The sequence below is a fragment of the Desulfatibacillum alkenivorans DSM 16219 genome (genome assembly GCF_900142135.1).
GTDB classification, from domain to species: Bacteria; Desulfobacterota; Desulfobacteria; order Desulfobacterales; family Desulfatibacillaceae; genus Desulfatibacillum; species Desulfatibacillum alkenivorans.
This window is the reverse complement of record NZ_FQZU01000022.1, coordinates 39,539-63,268: the sequence shown is the minus strand read 5'-3', so window position 1 is coordinate 63,268 and position 23,730 is coordinate 39,539. Positions and strand designations below refer to the sequence as shown.

The window sequence follows — 23,730 nt, the reverse complement described above, 5'->3', positions numbered from 1 at the left end:
GCGGCAAATGAACGGAATCGCCGCGCTGACAATAAGCTGCCTGGGCCTGGCCGCGGTTTTGGCCCTGGATTCCTATAAATCGGCCGGCGGGCTGGCGGTCCTGGGAATTTTCTCCATAGGATTGATTGTGAGCGCTGAAGCCTCCTCACCCAGGGAAATCCGCAAGTTCGGATTGATCGCCCTGCCTTTGTTCGCCTGCCTGTGCGGCCTGGCGTTCTGGCGGCATCGGGATTTTTTGGCCGGTTTTTTCGGCGTGTTCGCCCTGGCCGGCTTTTTGTGCGCGGCCGCTCCCAGGGCCTCGGCCTTGCTTCACGCCTCCTGGACCGGCGCGGCCAAGGGATTCGGCGCCTTTATCAACGCCTTTTTTCTCGCCCTGGCCTGGTTTTTGGTCATTACGCCCATCGCCCTTTTAAAAAGATTGGTTTCCGGCAGCCCCTTCCCCCTGCACCCGGACAAAAACGCCCAAACCTACTGGATCGACCGCAAAGAACCCGCCCAACCCCGGGAAAGATATCCCAAACGGTACTGACCAAATTTTCCGATAGAAAAATTTTTACACGAAGCAGAGCGCAACCGACTTTTCCAATTGACAATATTTCCGGCCGGGAGTATCCGGCTCTTCTTGCTTTATGCCGAAAGCGGTTCAGCACAGGAGAAATACGGCGAGGGAGTTGAGGAGACATGACCTTATCTCCGGTCTGGATGCCCAAATCGGCCAGGCGTCCGATGAGATGAGGATCGCGCCCCCTCAACTCAGGCCTTTCCGGAAACGGGGGGCAGGGGCATTGTGGAGTTTTGGCGGCAATAGGTTTTTTTTAGGGTGTGGTTATGCGCGTTTTACCCGTTTTAATGCTTGTGATGTCCAACGTGTTCATGACCTACGCTTGGTACGGACACCTGAAGGACTTTCGGGCCAGGCCTCTTTTGTTTGTGATCCTGATTAGCTGGGGCGTCGCCTTCTTTGAATACTGCCTTCAGGTTCCGGCCAACCGCCTGGGCTCAGGATACTTCTCCCTTCCCCAGTTAAAAGTAATTCAGGAAATCCTGGCGATGGGCGTTTTCGCCTTGTTCTGCATTTTTTACATGCGCGAAAAACTGACCTGGGACTTTCTTTGGGCCAGCCTCTGCCTGGCCGGGGCCGCTTTCTTTATGTTCCGCAATATAGGATGATTTCTCCGAATTTATGGCGGCGCTCTCCTTATTGCTTAAAAAAATTTCCCTCCGAGCAGGCGGACATGTAGGCGATAATCTTTAAAATTTCCTGCCTCAGGTCATGAAAGGTTTCTTTTGCGCCTTCCAAATCGCCTTTTCTTGTCTGGGTTTCCAGGTTCAAGACCAATCTTTGGGCCTTAGAAACAGCAAAGTTGCTCAGAACGCCCTTTAACGCGTGGGCGGTTTTGTACAGCTCCCCTTCCTCGTCCTGGACCAGCAGCCGCCGGATTTTGTTAATCATTTTCCCGGAATCTTTAATAAAATAGTCAAAACATTCCTTAAGCAGGGCTTCATCGTTTTCAAAATTTTTCAGGGTTTGCGCCATGTCCAAGGGCTCTGCATGGTCCGGTTCCCCGGCGGGGAAAGGGGCGGCGTCCTCCGGCGCCGCAAAACCCCGGTTCGCCGCCTTTTCCATGACGCGCGTCAAAGCGTCTTTGTTCAAAGGCTTGGTTACGTAGTCGTCCATGCCGGCGGACAAAAAGCGCTCCTTGTCCCCTTCCATGGCGTGGGCGGTGAAGGCGATGATAGGGGTTCGAGGCCGGTCTTCTTCGCTTTCCAGCTTTCGGATGGCCGCGGTGGCCGCCAAGCCGTCCATCACGGGCATTTGAACGTCCATGAACACAATGTCGAACGCGTTGTTCTTAAATGCTTCCACGCCTTCCTGTCCGTTGTCGGCCACCACCACCCCATGGCCCATGTTTTGTATGGTTTTTACAGCCACCTTCTGGTTGACCAGCTGATCCTCCACCAAAAGAACGCGCATCCTGCTGTTTTCCATCAGGGTGTGGCGGGTTACCATCTTACGGCTTTCCCCGGCCTGGGCTTTGTCTTCCTTGGCCAGGATTGCCAAAAGCATATCCTTTAGTTGGGAATGCCGGAACGGCTTGGTCAGATATCCGGCAAAGCCTATCTCCCTCAGCTTGCTTCCTTCGCCCAGCATGCCGGGCGGCGCCGCCAGAATTATCTGGTTATGGTTTAAAGACGGATCGTGCAGGATAATTTTTCCCAGTTCAATGCCTTCCATGTCCGCCAGGGAGTAGTCCAAGATCAAACAATCAAACTCCCGTCCCTGCTCCGCTGCCTGGCGCAGCAGTTCCAAACATTTTTTTCCCGAGGCGGCGTGCTCCACCTGACAGCGCCACATGCGGAACATCTCCGTCAATGCCACCCGGTTGATGTGCCTGGCGTCGGCCAGCAGGATTCTTTTGCCTTGCAAACTTATGGGCGCGGGAGGCGCAACGTCCATGTGCTGCGGCCTTTCCATTTTCATTGTAAACCAGAACAGGGAGCCTTCCCCTTCTTTGCTTTCCGCACCGATTTTGCCGCCCATCAACCGGCACAGCTGCTTGGATATTGTCAGGCCCAGGCCCGTGCCGCCATAGCGCCTTGTGGTGGATGGATCCGCCTGGGTAAAGGACTCGTACAGGCTGGAAAGCCGGCTTTGGGGCACGCCGATGCCTGTATCGATGATCTCAAAGCGAAGCGTCGGCCCGCCCCGGTCTTCCTCATCGACTAAGGCCCGGACGATGACCTCCCCTTTAGACGTGAATTTTATGGCGTTGCCCGTCAGGTTCATAAGCACCTGGCGCAGGCGCCCCGGATCGCCCACCACTTTGGACGGGACTTTATGGCTTATCAGGCTGGTTATTTGCAGGCCCTTTTGCTCAGCCGTCTTGGCCATCAGCGCGGTGACGTCCTCCACGGTGCTCCGCGGATCGAACTCAATGTGCTCCAGATCCAGCTTGCCGGCCTCGATTTTTGAATAGTCCAAAATATCGTTAATAATGCGTAAAAGGCTTTCGGCGCTGGAACTGATGGTTTGCAGCAGGTCCTTTTGTTCGTTGTCCAGGGGGGTGTCTTCCAAAAGGGAAGCCATGCCGATGATGCCGTTCATGGGCGTCCGGATTTCGTGGCTCATATTGGCCAGGAACTCCCCTTTGGCCTTATTGGCGGCGCGCTCTACGGCCGCATACCTAAGGGCTTGTTCCGAGCGTTTTTTATACGTGATATCCTGAATGGCCAGCACCGTCACCTCTTTGTCCCGGTACTGCATGGCATTGCTTTTCACTTCTACGGGAAAGCTGGAGCCGTCCTTGCGCAGGGCCAGGGTCTCCTTGGGGGGGCCTGCGTACATATTCGCCAGGATGTTCAGGTCGGTTCGGCCTTCGCCTGCAAACAACTTGAGGCAGGAGTCCCCCACAAGCTCCTGGAGCGAATACCCGAACATGTCGGAAGCAGCCTGGTTGGCCATAAGGCAGACGCCTTCCTCGGCTATGAGGATGGCTTCGTGGGTCGCATCCGCCAGGTAGCGGAATCTTTCTTCGCTTTCCCTGATGGCCTGCTCCATCATGCGCCGGGAGGTAATGTCGCTGCCTATGCTTAGCACCTCTACAAGTTCGCCCTGCTCATCCCGGATGGCCTTGTTGGTCCACATGACCCAGACCCGGTCTCCGTTTTTCTTTTTGTTTTCATGCTCGTTGATTCTGAACAGGTCGGGATTCTCAAAAACTTTTTCCACCATGGAAACCATGTCCCGGCCAAGGGAGTCCTCTTTGGGCAAAATGGTTTCCAGCACCGATTTCCCAAGCACCTCTTCCGCGGAATAGCCGAAAAATTTCTGGGCGTACTCGTTGAACAAGGTGATGCGGCCCTGGGAGTCGGTCTTCATAATAATGCTGTTGGCGCTTTGCACCAACTCGCGATACTGCTCCTCGCTTTTTTGCAAGGCTCTCTCCGCCATTTTTCTGGCGGTGATGTCCGTGGCCGCCAGCAGGCTGCCGCGATATTCCCCTTCGGAAGTGAACAAGGGTTGGGGGGATATGAGGGCGTCAATCACGCCGCCGTCCTTCCGAACCAATCTTATTTCAAATTGATCTCCCAAACCCTGTTTTTGCAGCGCCATATGACTTTTCCAGACGCCCTTGTTGTTCGGATCAAAAATATCCGAAATGCGTATTTTTTGCATCTCGTCAAAGGTGTATCCGCTTTTTTCCAACAGCTTGGGGTTGGCGTAGGTAAGCCGGCCGTTCACGTCAATGATGGCCAGCCCATCGTTCATGGTTTCCACAAGCTGGCGGTATCTTTCCTCGCTCCGTTTCAACGCCTGAGAAGCGATGACCACGCCGATGGACTCTAAAGCATGGGATAGGATGAGCGTTCCCATTTCCTGGTCCAGTTCATCAAAAGCTCCTGCTTTCTTGCCCGCCAGAATGGCCACGCCGTGCGTGTCGGAGTTTGAATCCACCAGCGGGAAGGCCAAGCTGGGCCCTTGGATGCATGCCCTGGCGCCGCTGCAGTTTTCCAATTCCAAAGGCTCATTTAAAAGAGAGGGGGCTTTGACTTTCATTAAACGGGAGGGAAGGGAAGCGGCGTCAAAATTCCTTGCCATGCAATTTCTTATGTTTTCGAATCCCCGGATCGCCATGGGTTCCAGCAGATCCCCTTTTTTAAAAAAAAGGACCGCGTCCTGTACGTTGAGATTTTCCGACAAAGCCCTCAGAATCACCGTCGAAAGCCCATCCAAATCCTGGCATCCGGCAAAGTGCCGGGTGGCGTGCGCCACATGATCCAATCGCCGCCCGTACTCCCTTAGTTTTTGGGAGCGCTCTTCCACCAAAGCCTCCAAAGATTTCTGGTAATCCTTGTTTTCCTTTAAAAGGCGGGATCTCTCCACCGCGTTCTTGACCGCATGGGACAGGAAGTCCAGATCTTCAATGGGCTTGGAGATGTAATTGCACGCCCCAAGACGCAAGGCGTTTAAAATGTTGTTCGTGGAGCTGGCCCCGGAAACAATGACCACTGAAATCAGCGGATATTCCTCCGAAACCTTCGCCAGCACCACCAATCCGTCCATGGCCGGCATGCGCAGATCAAGCAAGATGCAGTCCGGCGGATTTTTGTTGACCATGACCAACGCGTCCTGGCCGTTTTCCGCCTCTTGAACCTCGTACCCTTCGTCCTCCAATGCCAGGCGAAGGCTTTTTCGAATGACCAACTCATCGTCTACGATCAGAATTTTTCCAGGATGCCGCCCCATAATATCCCTTGCTGTTTGCAGTGCAAACCAATCTCTTGTTACGGAAACAAAACTCGGTTCTAAATCTATGCTCAGGATGAGGGCATGCAAAAACCGTTCTAAAAACGAAAAGGAATCAGCGGCGAAAGGCAAAAAAATGCGGAACTGCAGACGGACAAAAAAAAGCGCCGTCCCGGGAGAACCGGGCCGGCGCTTTAAATGGTTTGACGACTTCCCGAATGGGAAGCGAATCGATCCTTAGGAAACCTTTTCCACCAGCACGGCTGCGGTGTTGCCGAAGCCGCCGCACAGGGATGCCAGGCCATATTTCGCGTCCGGGCAATCGGTCTTGAGCACGTTCAGCAGGGTCACCAGGATGCGAGCGCCGGATTCTCCCAGGGGATGTCCCAGAGCCAGGGCGCCGCCCCACTGGTTGACCTTGTCAAAAGGCGCGTTGTCTTTGTCCAGCTTGAGTTCGCGGATGCAGGCCAGGGCCTGGCTTCCGAAAGCCTCGTTCAGTTCCACGGCGCCGATGTCTTCGGGGGTCAGGCCGGTTTTTTTGAAGAGCTTTTCAACGGCCACGATGGGGCCGATGCCCATCACCGTGGGATCGCAGGCTGCAAACACGCCGGCGCTGTATTTGTAAGTGTAGGACAGGCCCAGTTCGTCGGCCTTTTTCCTGCTCATCATCAGCAGGGCGCAGGCGCCCTGGGTCAGGGGAGAGGAGGTGGCTGCGGTCACCACTCCGCCCGGTTTGAAGGGGCTTTGCATGGCGGCCATTTTTTCAGGATCCATTTTGTCGCGAATCCACTGGTCTTTGTCCACCAGGAACTCGTTGCCTTCCATGTCATGACCCATGACGGGCACGATTTCGTTGGCGAACTTGCCGGCGTCGCGGGCTTCACAGGCTTTCTTGTTGGACCAGATAGCCATGTTGTCCATGTCTTCCCGGGCGATGTTGTATTGCTCGGCGACCTTTTCCGCCGTGGCGCCCATGGGAATGTCCATGATGTTGTAACGTTCCATCAGGCGGGGAGGAAAATCCATGTTGGCGCCCATGCCGACCTTTTCCATGTCTTCCACGCCGGCGGCGATCATGATGTCCGCTTCCCCGCTCATGATGGCGCGGGCTGCGTGCATGGTGGCCGCCATGCCCGAAGGGCACTGGTTGGTCAGGGTGTTGGTTCCCACGCTTTCGGGGTATCCGCCGGCCAGCCATGCCAGGCGGCCGATATCATTCTGCATGCCGGAGATGTTGGCCGAGCCCACCAGGACTGCGTCCACGTCTTCAGGCTTGACAGCCTTATTTCTCTCGAACAACGCGTCGTATACTTTGGTCAGCAACTCGTCGGGACGCAGTTTCCTGAACCAGCCTTTTTCAAAATGCGCCCTGCCGTTGGGGGTCCTTAACCCATCGATAAATACTGCTTCTTCCATGCTGCTCCTCCTTGATGTTGTTTGATTGGATGTGCCATATACCCGTTCCCGAAAACCAGGTTTCCCCCCAAACCGGCGTCCGGGTATTATGCCCTAGCGAACATCACCCTATTGGCTTTGGGCAAATTCATTGATAGCCTGCTCACGCAATGCCTTTTTATTCATCTTCTGGACTTCCGTGAGAGGCATTTCATCCACGATGCGGACAAACTTGGGAACTGCATACTTGGCCACCCGCTCCCGCAAAAACTCCCTCACGCCGTCTTCCGTGAGTTCGTTTTCCCTGCCGGGCTTGGGCTGCACATAGACCGCCACACGCTCGCTGCCTTCCCGCTCAGGGTCCGGGACTCCTATGGTGGCTGCCATTGCAATATCAGGGTGGGAGTATAACAGATCATCCACTTCCCTGGAATAGACCTTGTACCCACTGACAATTATCATGTCCTTGGTACGGTCTACAATATAGAAATATCCGTTTTCGTCAACCTCTACCACGTCGCTGGTCCGGATAAATCCCTCATCATCCATGCCCGCGCCCGGATCAGGCCAGTAACCAAGCATCCTTTGGGGGCCTTTCAGGCACATTTCCCCCCTTTTTCCCTCCAGCATGTCGTCCATGGATAGTTCTTGGCCGGTGTTTACGTCCAGGAATTTCACGATCGTGTCCGGAGCCGGAATGCCCGCCGTGCCTCTTTTTTCCTTGGTTTTGCCTTCCTGGCTCTTTTTGGACGTCGACCGAACGATCAAAGCCAGGCCTCTGCCCGCAATCCGGCCCAAAGCGGCCGGACCCAACAGCCTTAAAAACCAGTTCGCCGCGGGGGTCACTCCGGGGATTCCTAAAAAGGCGTTGTTCATGCGCACGGGAACGCGGCCGCCCAACACCCGGAGTAAAAAGGAGGTGTTAAGGTGCGTGACCGGGCTCATTTCGCTCAGCCCGTAGCCTTCCATGATTCCGCCGCTGGATTTTTCCTCAAAGGATTTCTGGGTGCTGGGAGGCAAAGGCGCCGAGCCCGACATCCCCAAAATGCCCCGGCCTTTTAATGCATCGCCGGACATGTTCAGGAACTGCGTGGGAACGCCCACCTGAATGATGGGGTTGTATTTCTCCATCATTCGGATCATGGACTCCGTGTCCCTGGCGTCGGGGATCAATATCTGGTTCGCGCCCTGGAGCGTCATGGTGTGCATGACAATATGCCCGTAGGAATGAAACAAAGGCAGCCCCAGCAACACAGTGATGGCGCCTTCCAGCAGCCAGGCCGCCTTGCCCAGCGCGGCCATGCTCTGCATGGCGTTGGCGTAAATGTTCCGGTGGGTCAGCATGCACCCCTTGGGCAGGCCCGTGGTGCCGCCCGTGAACAGCAGGGTCTCCAGGTCCTTGGTCACGTCAAAGGTCAATTCGGGCGGCTCGGGATCGTTGTCCTTGATCAGGTCCGTCATCCACAAAAAGCCTTCCGCCTTCTCGTGGACCGGCGGGTTGTCCGAATAATCCTCCAGCTTGGTCTTGATGATGAACTCCACACCGGTTTTATGCGCAGCCTCCACGGCCGAGTCCACCGTGCTGTCGCAGATGATGGCCCGGGGGGACCCCATGGAGAACTTGTGCTCCAAGGTGTGGGGCGGCTCCAGGGAGGAACTGGGAATATGCACCAGGCCGGCCCGGGATATGGCGTAGTCCGCCAAGACGAATTGAATGGAGGTGGGAAGAACCGTAGCAACGCGGTCGCCTTTTTTCAGGCCCAAACCAGCCAGGGCCGTGGCAAGGCGATCCACATGGTCTTTCACCTGAGGATAGTTCATCTTGTGGTCCAACTGAATCAGACCGGTCTTCTTAAACCGTTTGGCGGCCCTCTCCAAAATGTCGTATACCGGCTCCTCCGGATACGGCCCGCATGTTTCGGGGATTCCAAAAACCTTGTATTCATTTAACCAGGGTAACTGTGACATGTGACCGGACATCCTCCTTTGCGGCTTTGGGAAGGGCCCCCCGGAGTGCGGCGGGGCGGATCATGCTCCGCCCCGGCCCGCGCCCTTCCTTATGTAAACAACGGTTGGGTGGACATGGCAAAGGCCATGTCGCCTTCAATCTTCATCTGGCCGCCCATGAACAAGGTCACCGGGGAAGTCTCCTTGCGCACCAAAGCGGCGGAATCTGTGGTTTTCATCTTAAAGGTCGCCGTGGGGGCTTCCGTTTCATTCAACACGGCCCGGATGGTGAACTTGGAGCCGTCGTCGTTCTCCAACTCAGCCACCATGCATCCCTTCACACGGCTCAGGGCTTCGTACTTGGCCCGGGAAAGATCGTTCTGGATGCCTAAAAGCATGTCCAGATTGTTGGTGGCGATCATTTTTTCCAAATCCTCCTTGGAAATCATGACCCGCGCCTGGGCGGAATCCAAGTCCGCCTCTTGAACATCAAACTCCTTGCCGTTCGTGACCTGATAACTGTACTTGTCGCCGTCAACGTCGACCACCAGCTTGAACAGGGTGCCGTCAAGCTCCGCAGCCTTGCCGGAATCGGCCAGCATTTCCTGGGCCATTTTGGGAGAATACTCGGTCAAAAGCTCTTTGATGGAAATGTTGTTAGGGATGTTCATGTCGGATCCTCCTTGTTTGGGTTAGTATAGACTGACGTGTCAGTCTATACACGGACCCGGAAATCCGTGTCAATGATTTTTTTGTACACCCGTACATTTTATCCCGGCCGTCGCTTCCAAAAGATCGGGCCGGCCCCGGCGTTGACCAAGGCCGGCCAATCCCCCCCCTTCCTGCGTTAAAGGACCGTCGCCCAGGAACCCGCTCCAGCCGCGGATTCCCCGCATGTACACTTTTTTAGGAAGTCTCTATGCCCAGCATCTCGGCCTTCAGCTTCTCCGTCACGGGCTCGTCGCCAAGCCAAATGGCGAAAACCGCCTGTTTGAAATCCAGGCCCGGGCACTCGCCTGCGTATTTGCCGTTGATGTGGGTGACTATGCCCCTGCCAGGAACATATAAGAGGTCCACGATGTCGTTCTTGCAGAACTCCTGGGGCAGCAGGGCGAAAAGATGGTCAATCTGGCTCTGAATGCCGGAAGTGTCGCCGTTCGTGGCTTTGTCGAAGCCTGTATTCAGGATCTCCACCAAAGTGTCGTGCCCGACCTTCCGGAACGTGAAGTGCATCCTGACGCCCATGTACTCGTCGGCGTTGATGATTTTGTTTGCGTCCGTTTCCTTGTGCGTGAGGTACAAGGCACCCACGTAAATTTTCAGCAAAAACTTGGTCCGGAATCCGGCCCCGTTTAAAACCAGGTCCGTACTTTCGTCCGCCGGCATTTTATCAGGCAGGGGCCAGCCATGAAAGTCCTTCGCAAAAGCAGGCGCGGTCAAAGCGCAAAGCAGGCACAGGATGAAAATAAAACTGGACAATTGTCGAACTTTTTTCATGAGATACCCCCCTCAAGGCTTGAAAAATACTCTCGAAAAAATTGACGGGTTTGTTGACACAGGTGTGGGAATATGCCACCATCTGAGAATAGACTGAGGTGTCAGTCAAAAATCTTTATATGGGCCTCGCCCGTAAAAGTCAATGGAAAATATCCTGCAAAACAAGCGCTTTTTCTCGGCTTGGTAAAAAATATGGAAAGGTTGGCCTCCAAAAGACTATGAAACCCGAAGAACGCAAAAAACTCATCCTGGCTTCGGCGAAGAAACTGTTTTCCCGCAACGGCTATTATCAGACCCAAATATCGGACATCATCAAGGACGCGGGAATAGCCCGGGGCACGATCTACCAGTATTTCGCCAACAAGGAGGACGTGTTCGTCACCTTGGCGGAGGAGTACTATTCCCTGTGGGAGGAGAGCATCTCCCTGGCCGCGGCCGATCTGGACCTGGATGTGGTCAACCCCGTGAATTATTTTCGGCATCGCATTAAGCGGACTCTGTTTTTTTTCTCCCAGGACAAGGATTTGTGCAACATCGCCCTGCGCGTGGGCCTGGGGCTGCCCGGCGAAATGGCCTCCGTGATCAAGCGATTTGAAGAAAGAATCATCCGCCTGTTGATTGGAGACCTGAAGTTGGGTATAGACAACGGGCATGTGCGCCGGGACCTTAACGTGGAGCTGACAGCCAATTTGTTGACAGGCGCCCTGTTAAGCACGGCCTATCACTTTTACAGCCGCGACGCGGGTAAGGCCAAGCCCCTGGACATCAACAAAACCACCGAGGAGATCACGGCGGTTTTCGCACCCGGAATTTTTGTGAAGCCATACCAGCCGAAAGGCAAGTGACGTGTTGGCCTGCTTTGATAAAGCCCCCGGCCCGGCCATCCGGGCTTGGAAAAAAGATTTACGGAACCATGATTCGATACAAGACCCTGCTTGCACTGCTATCCGCCCTGATCTGTTTGGGAGGCGCCCCTGCTGTCGCCCAGGAAAGCCCTTCCGCCCCGGCCTTCCATGTTTCGGACGAGCTTGTTGATGACGCCGCCCTGCATCCCGTGGATTACCTTTCCTCCTATGTGGTCCCGGACTCGGCCGCCAGGTTGAGCCCCGAGGACCGGGAGCGCCTGGTATTTTTGTTCCTGAGCGCGGCCCAAGCCTGTGAACATCAGGACAGCCCGGACTCTGCGCTGCTTACCTGTTCTCCCTTGTACATTTTGCTTAAAAGCAACTTTCCCAATATCGCATTTGTGGAAAGGGAAGACGGAAAGTTGGTCTATCTGGCGGATATCGCCGGCCCGTTAAGCGACTACATAGGGCCGTAGGCGAATCCGTCCCGGTTAAAAAGCAAGCTGTGCAAGGGAGAAGATAATGCCCGAAAAAAACGCCCCCCAAAAACTCCCTTCCAAGGACTTTTCCCGCTCTTTGCTCCGGTGGTACGAGGAAGCCGCCCGGGATCTGCCCTGGCGCAGAACCTCCGATCCCTACGCAATCTGGGCGTCTGAAATCATGTTGCAGCAGACTCAGGTAAAGACTGTTATTCCGTATTTTTTGCGCTGGTTGGCTGCTTTCCCGAATATATCCTCTCTGGCCGGGGCCCCTTTGGACGACGTCCTCAAAATGTGGGAGGGCCTGGGATATTATTCCAGGGCCAGGAACATGCACAAAGCCGCCAAAGAAATCATGGACAAACTGGACGGCCGCATGCCCCGGACTTACAAGGGCCTGCTGGAGCTCCCCGGCATTGGGGCGTACACGGCCGGGGCCGTATGCAGCATCGCTTATAACCAGGACGTCCCCCTGGTGGACGCCAACGTCAAGCGGGTCTTCGCCCGGATTCTGGACATGGAAAAGCCCGTGGAGCAAACCGCCGCGGCCAGGGAAATCCGCGGCGCCGCCGAGTCTCTCATCCCAAGCGGCAAGGCCGGTTTGTTCAATCAGGCCCTCATGGAGCTCGGCGCTCTGGTTTGCACCCCAAAAAATCCGGACTGTGCGGGCTGCCCGGTTTCCCTTCATTGCCTGGCGCTAAAAGAGCAAACCGTGGACTCCCGGCCTGTGCTGCCCCCCAAAAAGAAGACCCAGGCTCTGGAGGTTTCGGCCGGGGTGTGCGTTAGGGACGGAAAAATTCTGATTCAAAAAAGGCTGCCCAAAGGGCTGATGGCGGGCTTATGGGAATTCCCCGGCGGCAAGCTGAATTCCGGAGAAAGCCCGGAGCAAGCCCTGGTGCGGGAGTTCGCCGAAGAGTTGGAGATCGATATCCAGTGCGGGGAAAAAATTACGGTCATCCAGCATGCATACACCCGTTTTAGGGTGCGGCTGCACGTGTTTTGGTGCTCCATGAAAGAGCCGGCTCAAACTCCGGCCCTCCACGCCGCGGAGGAGATCCGGTGGGTCCTGCCTAAAGAACTGGACGGCCTGGCCTTTCCTTCGGCCGACCGCAGGCTCATTCAAATGCTCATGAAAGACGGGGTTCCGGTTTGATTTAGCCGTCAGCAGTCGCTGCTGTCCTCGGGCATTTCCTTCATCCAGAAGGCCTCGGCTCTTTGCTTCATTTTTTCATAATACTTGGGCGTCATGCCGATATCCGACTTCATTTGCTCAATAGCTCCGTCAGACTCGACCGTTTCCAGTTTTTCGGGCTTGTGCACCAAATACAAAATGGCGTCCCCGATAAACTCAAAGCACAAATCGTGGTCCAGGTCCAATTCCTTGTAATTCCTGGCCAAAACGCCCAAAGATTCTTCGGGGTGGGTTCTGATGCGATTGCGGCATTCATCCAAAATCAGAGAATAATAGCCGACCTTGTGTTTGGCTTTGAAATACGATGCAAGGGTGTCCACCGTCACTTGCGGTTCTTCCGTCATTGATCCTCCTGCAAACTGCGCACTGCTCAAAATGTCTCGATTCAGTTTTGGGCAAGACCAACCATGCCCACGCATTTTTTACACGATGCGGGGGATTTTGCCAAGCCATTAAAACCGTTAGACCGGCTCCCTCGTAACGAGGCAATTACAGCAACAGCACAATTGACAAGACAGGCCTCTAATTTTATTTATGCCAAAACGCATGGAACGCCCCATGCAAAACCCTAATCTTAAACAGGACGCCCGCCATGAGGAGTAAACTGCCAAAAACCGTTTTCGTCCTGGGCTTGGTCAGCTTTTTCAACGACCTGTCCAGCGAGATGATTTACCCGCTGCTGCCCCTTTTCTTGTCCTCGACCTTGGGGGCGGGCGCCGTGGCTTTGGGCGTGGTGGAGGGAGTGGCCGAGTCGGCTTCGTCCATTTTGAAGGCGGTCTCGGGAATAGCCGCAGACCGCTGGAATAAAAGGAAACCCCTGATTCTAAGCGGATATGGATTGTCCGGCTTGGTAAGGCCTCTTATCGGCCTTGCCTGGGCCTGGCCCCTGGTTCTGGCCGCCCGATTTTTCGACAGGGTGGGCAAAGGTCTGCGAACCTCTCCTCGGGACGCTCTCATCAGCATGAGCGTCAAACCGGAAATGCGGGGACGCGCGTACGGCTTTCACCGGGCCATGGATCACTCCGGGGCTGTTGCGGGGCCCTTGGCGGCGGCCTTTTTACTTTCGGTCCTGGGGCTTGGATTGCGCCATGTTTTTCTGCTGGCGGCCATCCCGGCCATGGTGGTCATTGCGCTCATTGCTTTTGGCGTAAAGGACCCGAAGGGTGAAGAGCCCGAAGAGGACGCCTGCGCTCCTCCTTTTTCCAAGCATGATTGGAAAAGGCTGGGGCCTGATTACAGGCGGCTGCTTACATCGGTTGTTATTTTCACATTAGGAAACTCCACGGATGCGTTCATTCTGCTTAAACTTTCCGCGGCCGGCGTTTCCGGCCCGTGGATAGCAGGGTTGTGGTCTCTGCATCACGTGATCAAATCCATTGCAACCTATTGGGGCGGCCGCTTTTCCGACCGTTTGGGCAGACGGCGCATGATCCTGGCCGGCTGGATTTTTTATGCGGCGGTTTATTTTTGCTTCGCCTTTGCAAGCAGCCCGGGATGGATTGTGGCTTTGTTCCTGCTCTATGGAGTATATTACGGGCTTACCGAGCCCTGTGAAAAAGCCTGGGTGGCGGACATGGCGCCCAAGGAGCTTTGCGGCGCGGCCTTTGGCTTCTACCACGCCGCCGTAGGCCTTGCGGCATTGCCGGCCAGCCTGATTTTCGGCATGATCTGGCACGCCTGGGGAATGGCCGCAGCCTTTATGACCGGCGCCCTCTTAGCCGCTGCGGCCTCTATTTTGCTGCCGCGGGAACCGTGCTCATGAATCCGTTGCCCTCCCAATCGGGCCCGTGCTACTCTGAAGGATATGGTTTAAACAGCGCAGGCAGTAAAGGAATTCGATCATGCCCTATGATTTTGACCGGATAATAGACCGCCGGGGAACCCAGTGCGAAAAATGGGACGGTATGGAAGAGCATTACGGCGTCTCCCCGGGCGACGGTATAGCCATGTGGGTGGCGGACATGGAGTTCCGGCCTCCCCCGGCAGTGGCTCAAGCCTTTAAATGGGAAATGGAGCATGGCGTCCACGGCTATTGGGCCGACTCCGGGCAGTACAAACAGGCCATTGTGAACTGGATGGCCCGTCGCCATAGCTGGAGCATCGAGCCGTCCTGGATATCTACGACCCACGGGGTCGTCATGGCCGTCAACATGCTGATTCAGGCTTTTTGCAAGCCCGGCGACAAGGTGATCATCCAGACCCCCGTGTACTATCCGTTCGCATTCGCCGTCGCCGCCAACGGCTGCCAGGTTATCAACAATCGCCTGGTCAAGGAAAACGGCCGATACGTCATGGATCTGGACGACCTAAAACGCCAGGCCGACGGCCAAACCCGCATGATCATCCTGTGCTGCCCCCACAATCCCGGCGGCAGGGTGTGGAGCAAAGAGGAACTGGAAGCTCTGGCCGAAATCTGCCTTTCCCGGGACATCCTCATGGTTTCCGACGAAATCCACCACGACCTGGTGTATTCCGGCGCAAAGCACACCGTCCTGGCCTCCCTGTCGCCCGAACTGCAGGATAAGGTCATCGTTTGCACCTCCGCGTCCAAGACCTTCAACCTGGCCGGAACCATGACGGGCAATGTGATCATCGCCAATGAAGAACTTCGCAAGCAGTTCAAAGACCATCTTTACAAATGCGGTATGTTTTTGCCCAACCGGTTCGGGCCCATAGCTGCGAGGGCGGCCTATAACCACGGAGAAGGCTGGCTGGACGCCCTGCTTCTTTACCTGGAGGAAAACAGAAACCTCATCGCCAAGGTCCTGGAAAGCAGGCTCCCGGCGGTAAAAAGCATGCCCCTGGAAGGAACCTACCTTGCCTGGCTGGATTTTTCCGGCATGGACGCGCCCATGGATGAAATCGTCCGAAAAGTGGAAAAAGAGGCCAGGCTGGCTCTGAATCACGGTGACACCTTCGGCCCGGGCGGGGAAAACCATTTGCGCATGAACTTCGCCTGCCCCAGACTCACGGTGGAACAGGCCCTGGAACGGTTAATTAAGGCTTTCGCCTGAATTTCATGATAAAATATTAACAAAGGAGGTCGACCATGAAGGCATTCACAGTCAAATCCGCTTTCTTTGCAGCCCTAATCGCCCTGGGGCTGGTTTTCATCCCCCTGCAAAAGGCCCAGGCCGCCGACGTTTACGAGGTGGACCCCGTCCACTCCTCGGCCATATTCGGAATAGAGCATCTGGGCGTGGCTATGTTTTACGGCTCGTTCAATGTCATAGAGGGCAAAATCGTCCTGGACGAAAACAACCCTGACGCCTGTTCGGTGGCCTTGACCATACCCGTTAAAAAAGTGGACACCCGCAATAAGATGCGGGACGACCACCTTAAGAGCAAGGACTTCTTTAAAGCCGCCGACTATCCAGACATGAGCTTCAAAAGCTCCCGGGTGGAGAAAATCGCAGAAGGCCTGTACGAAGTCCAGGGCGTGTTTTCCATGGCGGGGACGGCCAGGGACATGACCTTTGAAGTGACTAAAACCGGCGTGGGGCTCGGCATGCAGAAAGAAGCGCGTGTCGGATTCAGCGCTGAATTTATGCTTAAAAGGAGCGACTTCGGCATGGTTTATGGACTGAACGGCCTCTTGGGGGACGAGGTCAAGGTTTGCTTGTCCATCGAGGGAATCAAAAAAGAATAGGCCTTATTTTTTTGGAGGGGAAAACTATGAAAGACATACAAATGCGCACCTTCGAAACCGTGGGAGACGCCGCCATGACGGCCGCCAATATGTTCAAAGGCCCCACCTTTGCAGGGACCTTTCTAAAGATGGACCCCAAGTTTCGGGAGAAAATCATCCTGTGCGTGTCCATCGCCAATAATTGCGGCGTCTGCAGCAAGGTTCACACCCTGGTGGGGCTGCGGGCCGGCCTGAGCGAGGATGACATCCAAAAGCTGGTCACCCTGTATAAAAAAGATTACCCCAAAAAGGAATGGCTGGCCTTGCGTTGGGCAAGGGACTGGGCCGTGCTGCGCGGCGAGACGCCTACGGGAAAAAACGCCCAGGCTTTTGAAAAGGCCTACACCCCGGAGGAAAGGGACTATATTCAAAAAATCTGCCGCATGATGAAAATGGCCAATTACACCAGCAACTATCTGTTTGCAGTTCCGTACCTGGAGAAGGAAACGCCCGAACCCCGCAAAGGCGCCCTCAGTTGCCTGAGCGGCCCGGTGGAAGGCCTCCTGACCAATGCCGTGTTGGCGGCCCGGTGCAAGGCCGCCCAGGCTGCGGAAGCGGCTTCCGACGCCTGCGCGGGTTTTTTCAGCCTGAACCGTTGCGCCGCCTGAAAATCCTGGGCCGGGAGTCGGGGCAGGGAGTCGACTCCCGCCGATAATTTAAGGAAGTTCAAGAATATTCTTGAACCCAAGGCCTGTTCCATATATAAAATTCGTCCGATTGATAAATTTTCCGCTCCTATTCACCTTTTGCTGCATTTCAGACTGTCGTGTTTGAAAACTCCCGTGAGGCCTTATGTCCGGCATAAGAAGCCGCATTGAACATATGTTCAGCCGCCTGGGGCGCTGGATTTACGAAAATCCCAAAAAAACGTTGGCCGCCTCCCTGGTCTTCTGCCTGTTCTTTTTCATCCAGGTTCCCAACCTGGGCGTGGACACCTCTTCGGAGGCCATGCTCCGGGAAAACGACCCCATCCGAATAGCCTATAACAAGTTCCGGGATCAGTTCGGCCGTGCGGAAATGATGGTTATCGCCGTGGAGCCGCCGGAGATTTTCGATCCTGATTTTCTGGAAAAGCTCCGGGACCTGCACCATGCCCTGGAAGACGAAATTCCCTACGTGCGGGAAGTCACCAGCCTGGTGAACATCCGCAACACCCGGGGCGAGGGCGACTCCCTGATTGTGGAAGACCTCCTGGAAGACTGGCCGGAAAACGGCCTGACCATGGAGGACCTCCGGGAGAGGGTTATGTCCAGCCCCTTGTACCGGAATCACATCATGTCCGAAGACGGCCGCGTTACCGCCCTGCTCATAGAAACCGAGGCCTACGCTGACGCTCCGGCCGGAGGGGAAGCCTTTGATCAGGCCTTTGACGCCTTTGAGGACCCCGCCCCCGTAAAAACGGAGGACGCAGGCGGCAAGCCAAAGCGCTATTTTACGGTGGAGCAAAACCGGGAGGTGGTGCTGGCGGTGGACAAGCTGCTGGATAGATTCCGAGCGCCTGACTTCAACGTAGCGGCCACGGGCAGGCCCGTGATTCTGGACGTATTCAACGAATCCACGCTTACAGACACCCGGAACTGCATGATCTTCACCACGTTCCTGAACTCCTTTCTGCTGTTTTTTCTATTCCGGCGATTTTCCGGCGTGATTATGCCTTTGATTATTGTTCTGTCATCGGCGTTCTGCACCATAGGCCTCATGGCCATGACCAACGTGCCCTTTAAAATGACCACCACGGCCATCCCCGCCTTCCTGGTCGCCGTTGGCCTGGCCGACTCCGTGCACATCCTGGCCGTGTTTTACCGCCGAATCGACCTGGGCGACGACCAGGAGGACGCCATTGCATACAGCCTGGGCCACTCAGGCCTGGCCATTGTCATGACGTCCATGACCACCGCCGCCGGGCTTCTATCCTTTTCCACCGCCGAACTGACCGCCATCGCCGAAATGGGCATTTTCGCCGCCTTCGGCGTTATGCTGGCCTTGCTGCTCACCGTTATCATGCTGCCGGCCATGCTGGCCCTGGTGACAGTCAAGCCCCGGCCCATCAAACCGTCCAACAAGGGCATGGAAAAAGTGCTGCTATGGTTCGCTGATTTTTCTCTTAAGAGGCCCGTCGCTATTATCGCCGTATCGGCCGTTTTTTTTGCGGCTTCCGCCTGGCTTTGCTTCACCCTCCATTTTTCCGACGCCATTGTGGATTATTTTCCCAAAGACATGCAGGTATACATTGACCTGAACAAAATCGAGAAGGACCTCCAGGGAACCGTAAGCATGGAAGTGGTGGTGGACACCGGGCGGGAAAACGGAATCCAGGCGCCGGACCTCCTGGGTGACATGGACAAGGTGAGCGAAGAGTTCATGGTTTATGAGCATCCCGAGCTGAAAGTCGGGAAGACGCTCTCCATCGTCAACGTGGTCAAGGAAACCAACCAGGCCTTGCACGAGAACAACCCGGCTCATTATTCCATCCCCAAAGACAAGGAGCTTATCGCCCAGGAGCTTTTGCTGTTTGAAAACAGCGGATCCGACGACCTGGAGCGCATCGTGGATCAGCAGTTTTCCAAAGCCCGGATTACGGTCAAAACCAACTGGGTGGACTCGGTGATTTTCGACGACTTTGTCAGGGAATGGAAAGGCAAATTGGACAAGATGTTCGAGGGCAGGGCGTCGATTAACATCACGGGGCTCATGCCGGTCATGGCCCGGACCATCCCCGCCGCCCTGTACAGCATGGCCAGAAGCTACGTAGTAGCCTTTGTGGTTATCACAGCCATGATGATTCTCTTGGTCGGCGACGTAAAAACCGGCCTCATCGCCATGTTTCCCAACCTCCTGCCCATATTGATGATCATGGGCATCATGGCCGCCTTTCATATCAGCCTGAACATGAACACCCTCATGATAGGCAGCATCGCCATAGGCCTTGTGGTGGACGACACCATGCATTTCATCTACAATTTCCGTAAATACCACCAGGTGACGGGCGATGTGGACAAAGCGGTTCGGGAAACCTTTTTAGGCACGGGCAGGGCCTTGCTTATCACCTCCCTCGTGCTTTCAGCCGGCTTTTTTGTGCTCCTGTCCGGAACCCTGCTCCACATGGTTCAGTTCGGATTTTTCACCGGCCTGGTCATCCTGGTGGCATTGGCTGCGGACTTCACCCTGGCTCCGGCCCTCATGATCGTCCTGACAAGGGGATTTAAAAAAGATTAGAAGGGGTTGTATCTGCGGTTCCGTAGCCGCGCGGCTCCCGCGCATTGTAGCTGCGAGGTCTCCTCGCTTTTTCGCGCGGTCCCCACGCCATTGTTGCCGCAGGGCTTGCCCTGCTTTTAGGGTGGCCCAGACAACGCAGTTTGTTGTCTGGGTTGCGCCAGCAACAAAAGGTGCGACCTGCAGCGATTTTCGAAACTAAGAATGGTCGGCGGACGAAAAAGGGTAAACTGAAACCGATGCATAACGTAGTTGCGCGGTCCCCGCGCTAAAAAAAAACTGCCAAGAAAGCCAGCAGGAATCGGAGGCGCTATACAAGCGGAAATTCTTCCCTGAAACCGTTGTCCTGTAGTTGCGAGGTCTCCTCGCCCTAGTTTCGCGGCCCCCGCGCCAAAGGTAGTCATGCGTTTTCCTACCGTGGTCTTCTCGCCTCCAAAACCCCTTTAAACGCCTCAATAAACCCGTTCAAATCCTCCTCGGTCACGATCAACGGCGGATCGATCCGGAAAGACGTCCCCCGGTTGCCAACGATATATCCCTGCTCGATCAAATCGGAATACACGGCGTTGGTTGTTTCGGCGTCGATCATGTCCACGGCGAACATCAAGCCTCTTCCCCGGACCTCCAAAACAATTTCATTGTCCACAAAGGCTTCCAGTTGAGGTAAAAGCAGCCTTCCCATCCTTTCGGCGTTTTCTATCAGGCCCTTGGTTTCAATCTCCTTGATGACTGCGTTGGCTGCGGAGGCGCCCAAAGGATCGTTCTGGTGGGATTGGGCGTAATGGAAGGGTTTTTCTTCCAGTTCTTCGGTAATCGGTTTGCTTAGGGCCGCGACGCTCACCGGATATCCGTTGCCGATTCCCTTGCCTATGGCGATAAAATCCGGCTGGATGCCGTAATGCTGATATCCGAACCACTTGCCGGTGCGTCCCACGCCCGTGGTTACTTCGTTAATCACGATTTTTCCACCGTTTCCGCGCACGATTGCCACAATGTTTTGAATCAGGGCCTTGGGCGGAAACCGGACGAACCCGGACGAGCTTCCCGGCTCAAATACAAAGTCTGCAACGTCTTTCGGGATTTCCTTAAGCAAACGGCACGAGGGATCGCAGGAGTCTATTTTATCGCAGGTTTTACACGCGTCCCAGTTGAATAAAAACCACCCTTTGCTGCGATCCGTCACTGAAGCGTAGGAACCCAGATAGGAGTCGTGGAGCGTCATGGACAGGCTTTTTCCCGTGAGGTGTTTGGATATCTGCCGAGAAATTTCTATGCCCTCGCTTCCCGAGCAGAGAAAAACGCACTTGCCGTCTTCAAAACCTAGGATTTTCAGGACCGCCTGGGCGGCTTCCTCCAGGATTTCGCTGGAATAGCAGAATCCGGCGTGCATAAGCGTCCCGATTCTCTGAATCATGGCAACGTTAATCCGGGGATTGTTATGCCCCGCTGAAATGCACCACACCCCGGATTCCAGGTCCATGTATTGCTTTCCCTGGTCATCAAAGACATACATCCCCCGGCTGTCCACGATGTTGGGGATTTTCAGTTCATGGCCTGTGCTTTGAAAAACGTGATCCATAGCTCCCTCGGCGTTGGCTTAATGGTTGGCGTGAATTCGGATTGAAGGCTGCTCTGCACAATAACGCGCATGGCCTTTCTTTGCAAGGTGCAAGGCATTGCTTGAGATATGGGGCGCGCCTCTAAATTGTAGCCGCGCGGTCTCCTCGCTATGTAGTTGCGCGGCCCCCGCGCCGTAGTTGCGAGGTTTCCTCGCTGAAGCAGGGTGGCCCAGACAACGCAGTTTGTTGTCTGGGTTGCGCCAGCAACAAAAGGTGCGGCCTGCAGCGATTTTCAAGATTGTGAATGGTCGGCGGGCGAAAAACCTAAACTGGAACCAATGCATTGCGTAGTTGCGAGGTCTCCCCGCCATTGTAGTCGCGCGGTCTCCGCGCTGAATCCAAAGACAACCGTTCTGGCGGCCATAAAAAACAAAACCCCCGGCGATTCAAACAAATCACCGGGGGCTTTCTATACTATTTGTCTCGGGAAAAATGCTTCCCGGATTTATTTAAACGTCTCCGCCACGGTTTCCAGGTCCAGGTTTTTCATCCTGGCCGGATGGGGCTTGCCGGTTTCCCAGTCCCAGCCCATTTCCGCGTAATAGTACTTGCCCAGGGCGTCCATATCCAGGGTGAGGTTCTTGTACGGGCCTGCCTTGAGAGGCGGATTGCCGTAGACCCTGCCGTGGGGCGCGTTTTTGGCCTCGTTAATGCCTTCGCGCACGTTGAATGCGTGGCGCAGTTGATGGATCCGTTCTCCGATGGCCAGGTACTCGTCCGGAGTGAAGTCGAATCCCGTCGCCGCGTTCAGCCACTTGACCACAGGCATGCCGCCGCCGGCCTGGGTGCCGAACAAGCACAACCCGCTGCAATCCACGAGCATTTTGAAATAGGTGTCGATGGCGATGCCCTTGGCTTTGTTGTCGGTGCGGTATTTTTCCTTGTCCGTGAAGAACTGGGCCGGCTTGTCCGCGCTGGGGAACTGCTTTTCCAATTCCTGCAGGTCCAGGTACATGTTGGAGCAAATGGTGTGCCGGCCGGGAGAGGGGTCGCAGTAGTAGGCCATGCCGTAACCGATATCCATGCGCGGATCATGCATGGGCGGCTCCACCCCGCCGCAATGCACGGCGTATTCATCGGATCCTTTTTGGATGCGTTCCGAGGCGACTTTTACGCCTTCGGCCAGGACGTCGCCGATCCCCTCCCGGTTGATGATCATTTCGGTCAGGCGGATCAAGGCTTCGCCGTCGCCCCAGGCCAGCTTGAGGCCGTTGGTGTCCTTTTCGGTCAAAAGGCCGTTTTCAAAGCATTCCACGGCAAAGGAGCACACGGCGCCGCAGGAGATGGTGTCTATCCCGGCCCGGTTGCACATGTCGTTGAGCTTGAAAATGGAGTACACGTCATTGTTCAGGGCCATGCCGCCAAAGGCGCATATGCTTTCGTATTCCGGCTTGTGGGTTTCGGCCAATTGATGGGGGCCTTTGTCCACTTTCATGATTCCGCCGCACTGAATCGGGCAGGAATAGCAGCCGTATTTCTTTTTCTGGAATTGAAGCACGGCGTCCGGCCCGATGGCCTTGACCGTGGACAGGGGAAAATCCTTGCATCCCGCGCCGCCCCAGTTTTTGATGGGGCTGTCGCCGGATTCCGCGCTCATGGCGGTCAGGCCCGGAGTTCCGAATTTTCTCAGGATGGTGCGCCATAAAAAGGAAGGCTGGCGGGGATAAATGGGCAGCACCCGGGTAATCCAGCCGGTGAGGGCCAAGCCGTTTCCGTCCAGGACTTTTTCCAGAAAGCGCATTTTGCCAAGGTTTTCCCGATACTCCTTGGTCAACTCCTTCATGACGTCCTTTTGGACGGCCCCTACGCGCTTTTTACCCGCGGCAACCACGGCCTTGAGATTCTTGGAGCCCATGACCCCTCCCAGACCGCTGCGGGCGGCGATCCTGCCTCCGTCATTGCAAATGCCCGCAAACCGGCATTTGTTTTCTCCTGCCTGGCCGATGGAAGCCACCTGAACCCGCTTGCCGTGCTTGGCTTTCAGGTATTCCTCGGTTTCAATAATATCCTTGCCCCAGATCTCGCCGGCGTCCTCAATCAGAACGTCCTTGCCGTCCAGGTAGAGATACACCGGCTTTTCCGCCGCGCCGTAAAAAAAGACCGCGTCCACCTGGCAGCGTTTTAAAAAAGGGGCAAAATATCCGCCGCAGTTGGAGTCTCCCCACCCGCCGGACAAAGGCGACTTGCCCACCACGGTAAAGCGCCCGGTAAACAGCGAAGGCGTATCCGTCAACACCCCGGTGGTGAAGCCCAGAATGTTGTCAGGCCCCAACGGGTCCACGCCGGGTTTCAGACGCTCCCAAAGCACCTTGGCGCCCAGGCCCACCCCGGACAAATATTTGGCGTACACTTCCCTGTCCAGGTCTTCGTATTCAAAACTGCCTTCCGTCAGATTTACGTGAAGGATTCTTCCCCAAAATCCAGTTCCGGCTTTTTCTTTTTCCACTGCCATGATCCTTCCCCCCCCTGTAAAAAATTTGTTACCGGCCCCGTTGAAAAAAAGTCCATGCAAGCACAATCTGTAAGACAAAAAAATGACTACCTTCGGCAAGTAAAATCAAGAAAGGATTGTGCGCGGCTCGGGATTGGAGCGTTTATCCCGAGCGA

Annotated in this window: 18 protein-coding genes; 10 read left to right on the top strand and 8 right to left on the bottom strand. The window is 55.4% G+C overall.

Annotated elements, in window-relative coordinates; genetic code table 11:
- Window positions 1–7 precede the first annotated feature (7 nt).
- Entirely contained in the window at window positions 8–529 is a 522-nt protein-coding gene (locus BUE18_RS16785; protein WP_139264781.1) for a hypothetical protein, read from the top strand.
- Between the two features lie 299 nt (window positions 530–828).
- Entirely contained in the window at window positions 829–1,170 is a 342-nt protein-coding gene (locus BUE18_RS16780) for a DMT family protein (RefSeq protein ID WP_073477349.1), read from the top strand.
- Between the two features lie 28 nt (window positions 1,171–1,198).
- On the opposite strand, the gene BUE18_RS16775 is transcribed toward BUE18_RS16780, so the two are convergent.
- The 5 genes from BUE18_RS16775 to BUE18_RS16755 all read right to left on the bottom strand — a co-directional run bounded on the left by BUE18_RS16775 (window position 1,199) and on the right by BUE18_RS16755 (window position 10,087).
- Window positions 1,199–5,248 carry a PAS domain S-box protein gene (locus BUE18_RS16775; RefSeq protein ID WP_073477348.1) on the bottom strand — a complete coding sequence of 1,350 codons (4,050 nt, stop codon included), beginning with the start codon at window positions 5,246–5,248 and terminating at the stop codon, window positions 1,199–1,201.
- Between the two features lie 237 nt (window positions 5,249–5,485).
- The gene (locus BUE18_RS16770) at window positions 5,486–6,664 is read right to left on the bottom strand and encodes a thiolase family protein (RefSeq protein WP_073477347.1); all 1,179 of its coding nucleotides are present in this window, start codon (window positions 6,662–6,664) and stop codon (window positions 5,486–5,488) included.
- 108 nt (window positions 6,665–6,772) lie between these two features.
- Window positions 6,773–8,611, bottom strand: coding sequence for an AMP-binding protein (locus tag BUE18_RS16765; RefSeq protein WP_073477346.1), 1,839 nt, complete (start codon window positions 8,609–8,611; stop codon window positions 6,773–6,775).
- Between the two features lie 89 nt (window positions 8,612–8,700).
- Window positions 8,701–9,261 carry an SCP2 sterol-binding domain-containing protein gene (locus BUE18_RS16760; RefSeq protein ID WP_073477345.1) on the bottom strand — a complete coding sequence of 187 codons (561 nt, stop codon included), beginning with the start codon at window positions 9,259–9,261 and terminating at the stop codon, window positions 8,701–8,703.
- A 235-nt stretch (window positions 9,262–9,496) separates the two neighbouring features.
- Window positions 9,497–10,087 carry a chalcone isomerase family protein gene (locus BUE18_RS16755; protein WP_083611087.1) on the bottom strand — a complete coding sequence of 197 codons (591 nt, stop codon included), beginning with the start codon at window positions 10,085–10,087 and terminating at the stop codon, window positions 9,497–9,499.
- Window positions 10,088–10,305: 218 nt separating this feature from the next.
- On the opposite strand from BUE18_RS16755, the gene BUE18_RS16750 reads away from it, so the two are divergent.
- The 3 genes from BUE18_RS16750 (at window position 10,306) to mutY (ending at window position 12,564) form a co-directional block, all read left to right on the top strand.
- A complete protein-coding gene (locus BUE18_RS16750; RefSeq protein WP_073477344.1) occupies window positions 10,306–10,932 on the top strand; it encodes a TetR/AcrR family transcriptional regulator in 627 nt (208 codons plus the stop codon).
- 68 nt (window positions 10,933–11,000) lie between these two features.
- Window positions 11,001–11,408: a hypothetical protein gene (locus BUE18_RS16745; RefSeq protein WP_139264780.1), complete on the top strand. Its 408-nt coding sequence runs from the start codon at window positions 11,001–11,003 to the stop codon at window positions 11,406–11,408.
- A gap of 46 nt (window positions 11,409–11,454) precedes the next feature.
- Window positions 11,455–12,564: an A/G-specific adenine glycosylase gene (gene mutY / locus BUE18_RS16740; protein ID WP_073477342.1), complete on the top strand. Its 1,110-nt coding sequence runs from the start codon at window positions 11,455–11,457 to the stop codon at window positions 12,562–12,564.
- Window positions 12,565–12,572: 8 nt separating this feature from the next.
- Here the strand turns inward: mutY and BUE18_RS16735 are convergent, their stop codons facing one another.
- A complete protein-coding gene (locus BUE18_RS16735; protein WP_073477341.1) occupies window positions 12,573–12,947 on the bottom strand; it encodes a hypothetical protein in 375 nt (124 codons plus the stop codon).
- A 248-nt stretch (window positions 12,948–13,195) separates the two neighbouring features.
- Here BUE18_RS16735 and BUE18_RS16730 point away from each other — a divergent pair, with 248 nt between their 5' ends.
- The 5 genes from BUE18_RS16730 to BUE18_RS16710 all read left to right on the top strand — a co-directional run bounded on the left by BUE18_RS16730 (window position 13,196) and on the right by BUE18_RS16710 (window position 19,507).
- Window positions 13,196–14,365, top strand: coding sequence for an MFS transporter (locus tag BUE18_RS16730; RefSeq protein WP_073477340.1), 1,170 nt, complete (start codon window positions 13,196–13,198; stop codon window positions 14,363–14,365).
- Window positions 14,366–14,444: 79 nt separating this feature from the next.
- Window positions 14,445–15,617, top strand: coding sequence for a MalY/PatB family protein (locus BUE18_RS16725; RefSeq protein WP_073477339.1), 1,173 nt, complete (start codon window positions 14,445–14,447; stop codon window positions 15,615–15,617).
- A 35-nt stretch (window positions 15,618–15,652) separates the two neighbouring features.
- Window positions 15,653–16,252, top strand: coding sequence for a YceI family protein (locus tag BUE18_RS16720; protein ID WP_083611085.1), 600 nt, complete (start codon window positions 15,653–15,655; stop codon window positions 16,250–16,252).
- A 26-nt stretch (window positions 16,253–16,278) separates the two neighbouring features.
- On the top strand, window positions 16,279–16,899 hold the full coding sequence (locus BUE18_RS16715) for a carboxymuconolactone decarboxylase family protein (RefSeq protein WP_073477338.1): 621 nt from the start codon (window positions 16,279–16,281) through the stop codon (window positions 16,897–16,899).
- Window positions 16,900–17,083: 184 nt separating this feature from the next.
- On the top strand, window positions 17,084–19,507 hold the full coding sequence (locus tag BUE18_RS16710) for an efflux RND transporter permease subunit (protein WP_073477337.1): 2,424 nt from the start codon (window positions 17,084–17,086) through the stop codon (window positions 19,505–19,507).
- 409 nt (window positions 19,508–19,916) lie between these two features.
- On the opposite strand, the gene BUE18_RS16705 is transcribed toward BUE18_RS16710, so the two are convergent.
- Window positions 19,917–21,083 (bottom strand): aminotransferase class III-fold pyridoxal phosphate-dependent enzyme, encoded by a 1,167-nt coding sequence (locus tag BUE18_RS16705; RefSeq protein ID WP_073477336.1) that lies wholly within the window; start codon window positions 21,081–21,083, stop codon window positions 19,917–19,919.
- Between the two features lie 485 nt (window positions 21,084–21,568).
- The gene (locus BUE18_RS16700; protein WP_073477335.1) at window positions 21,569–23,575 is read right to left on the bottom strand and encodes an aldehyde ferredoxin oxidoreductase family protein; all 2,007 of its coding nucleotides are present in this window, start codon (window positions 23,573–23,575) and stop codon (window positions 21,569–21,571) included.
- Window positions 23,576–23,730 lie beyond the last annotated feature (155 nt).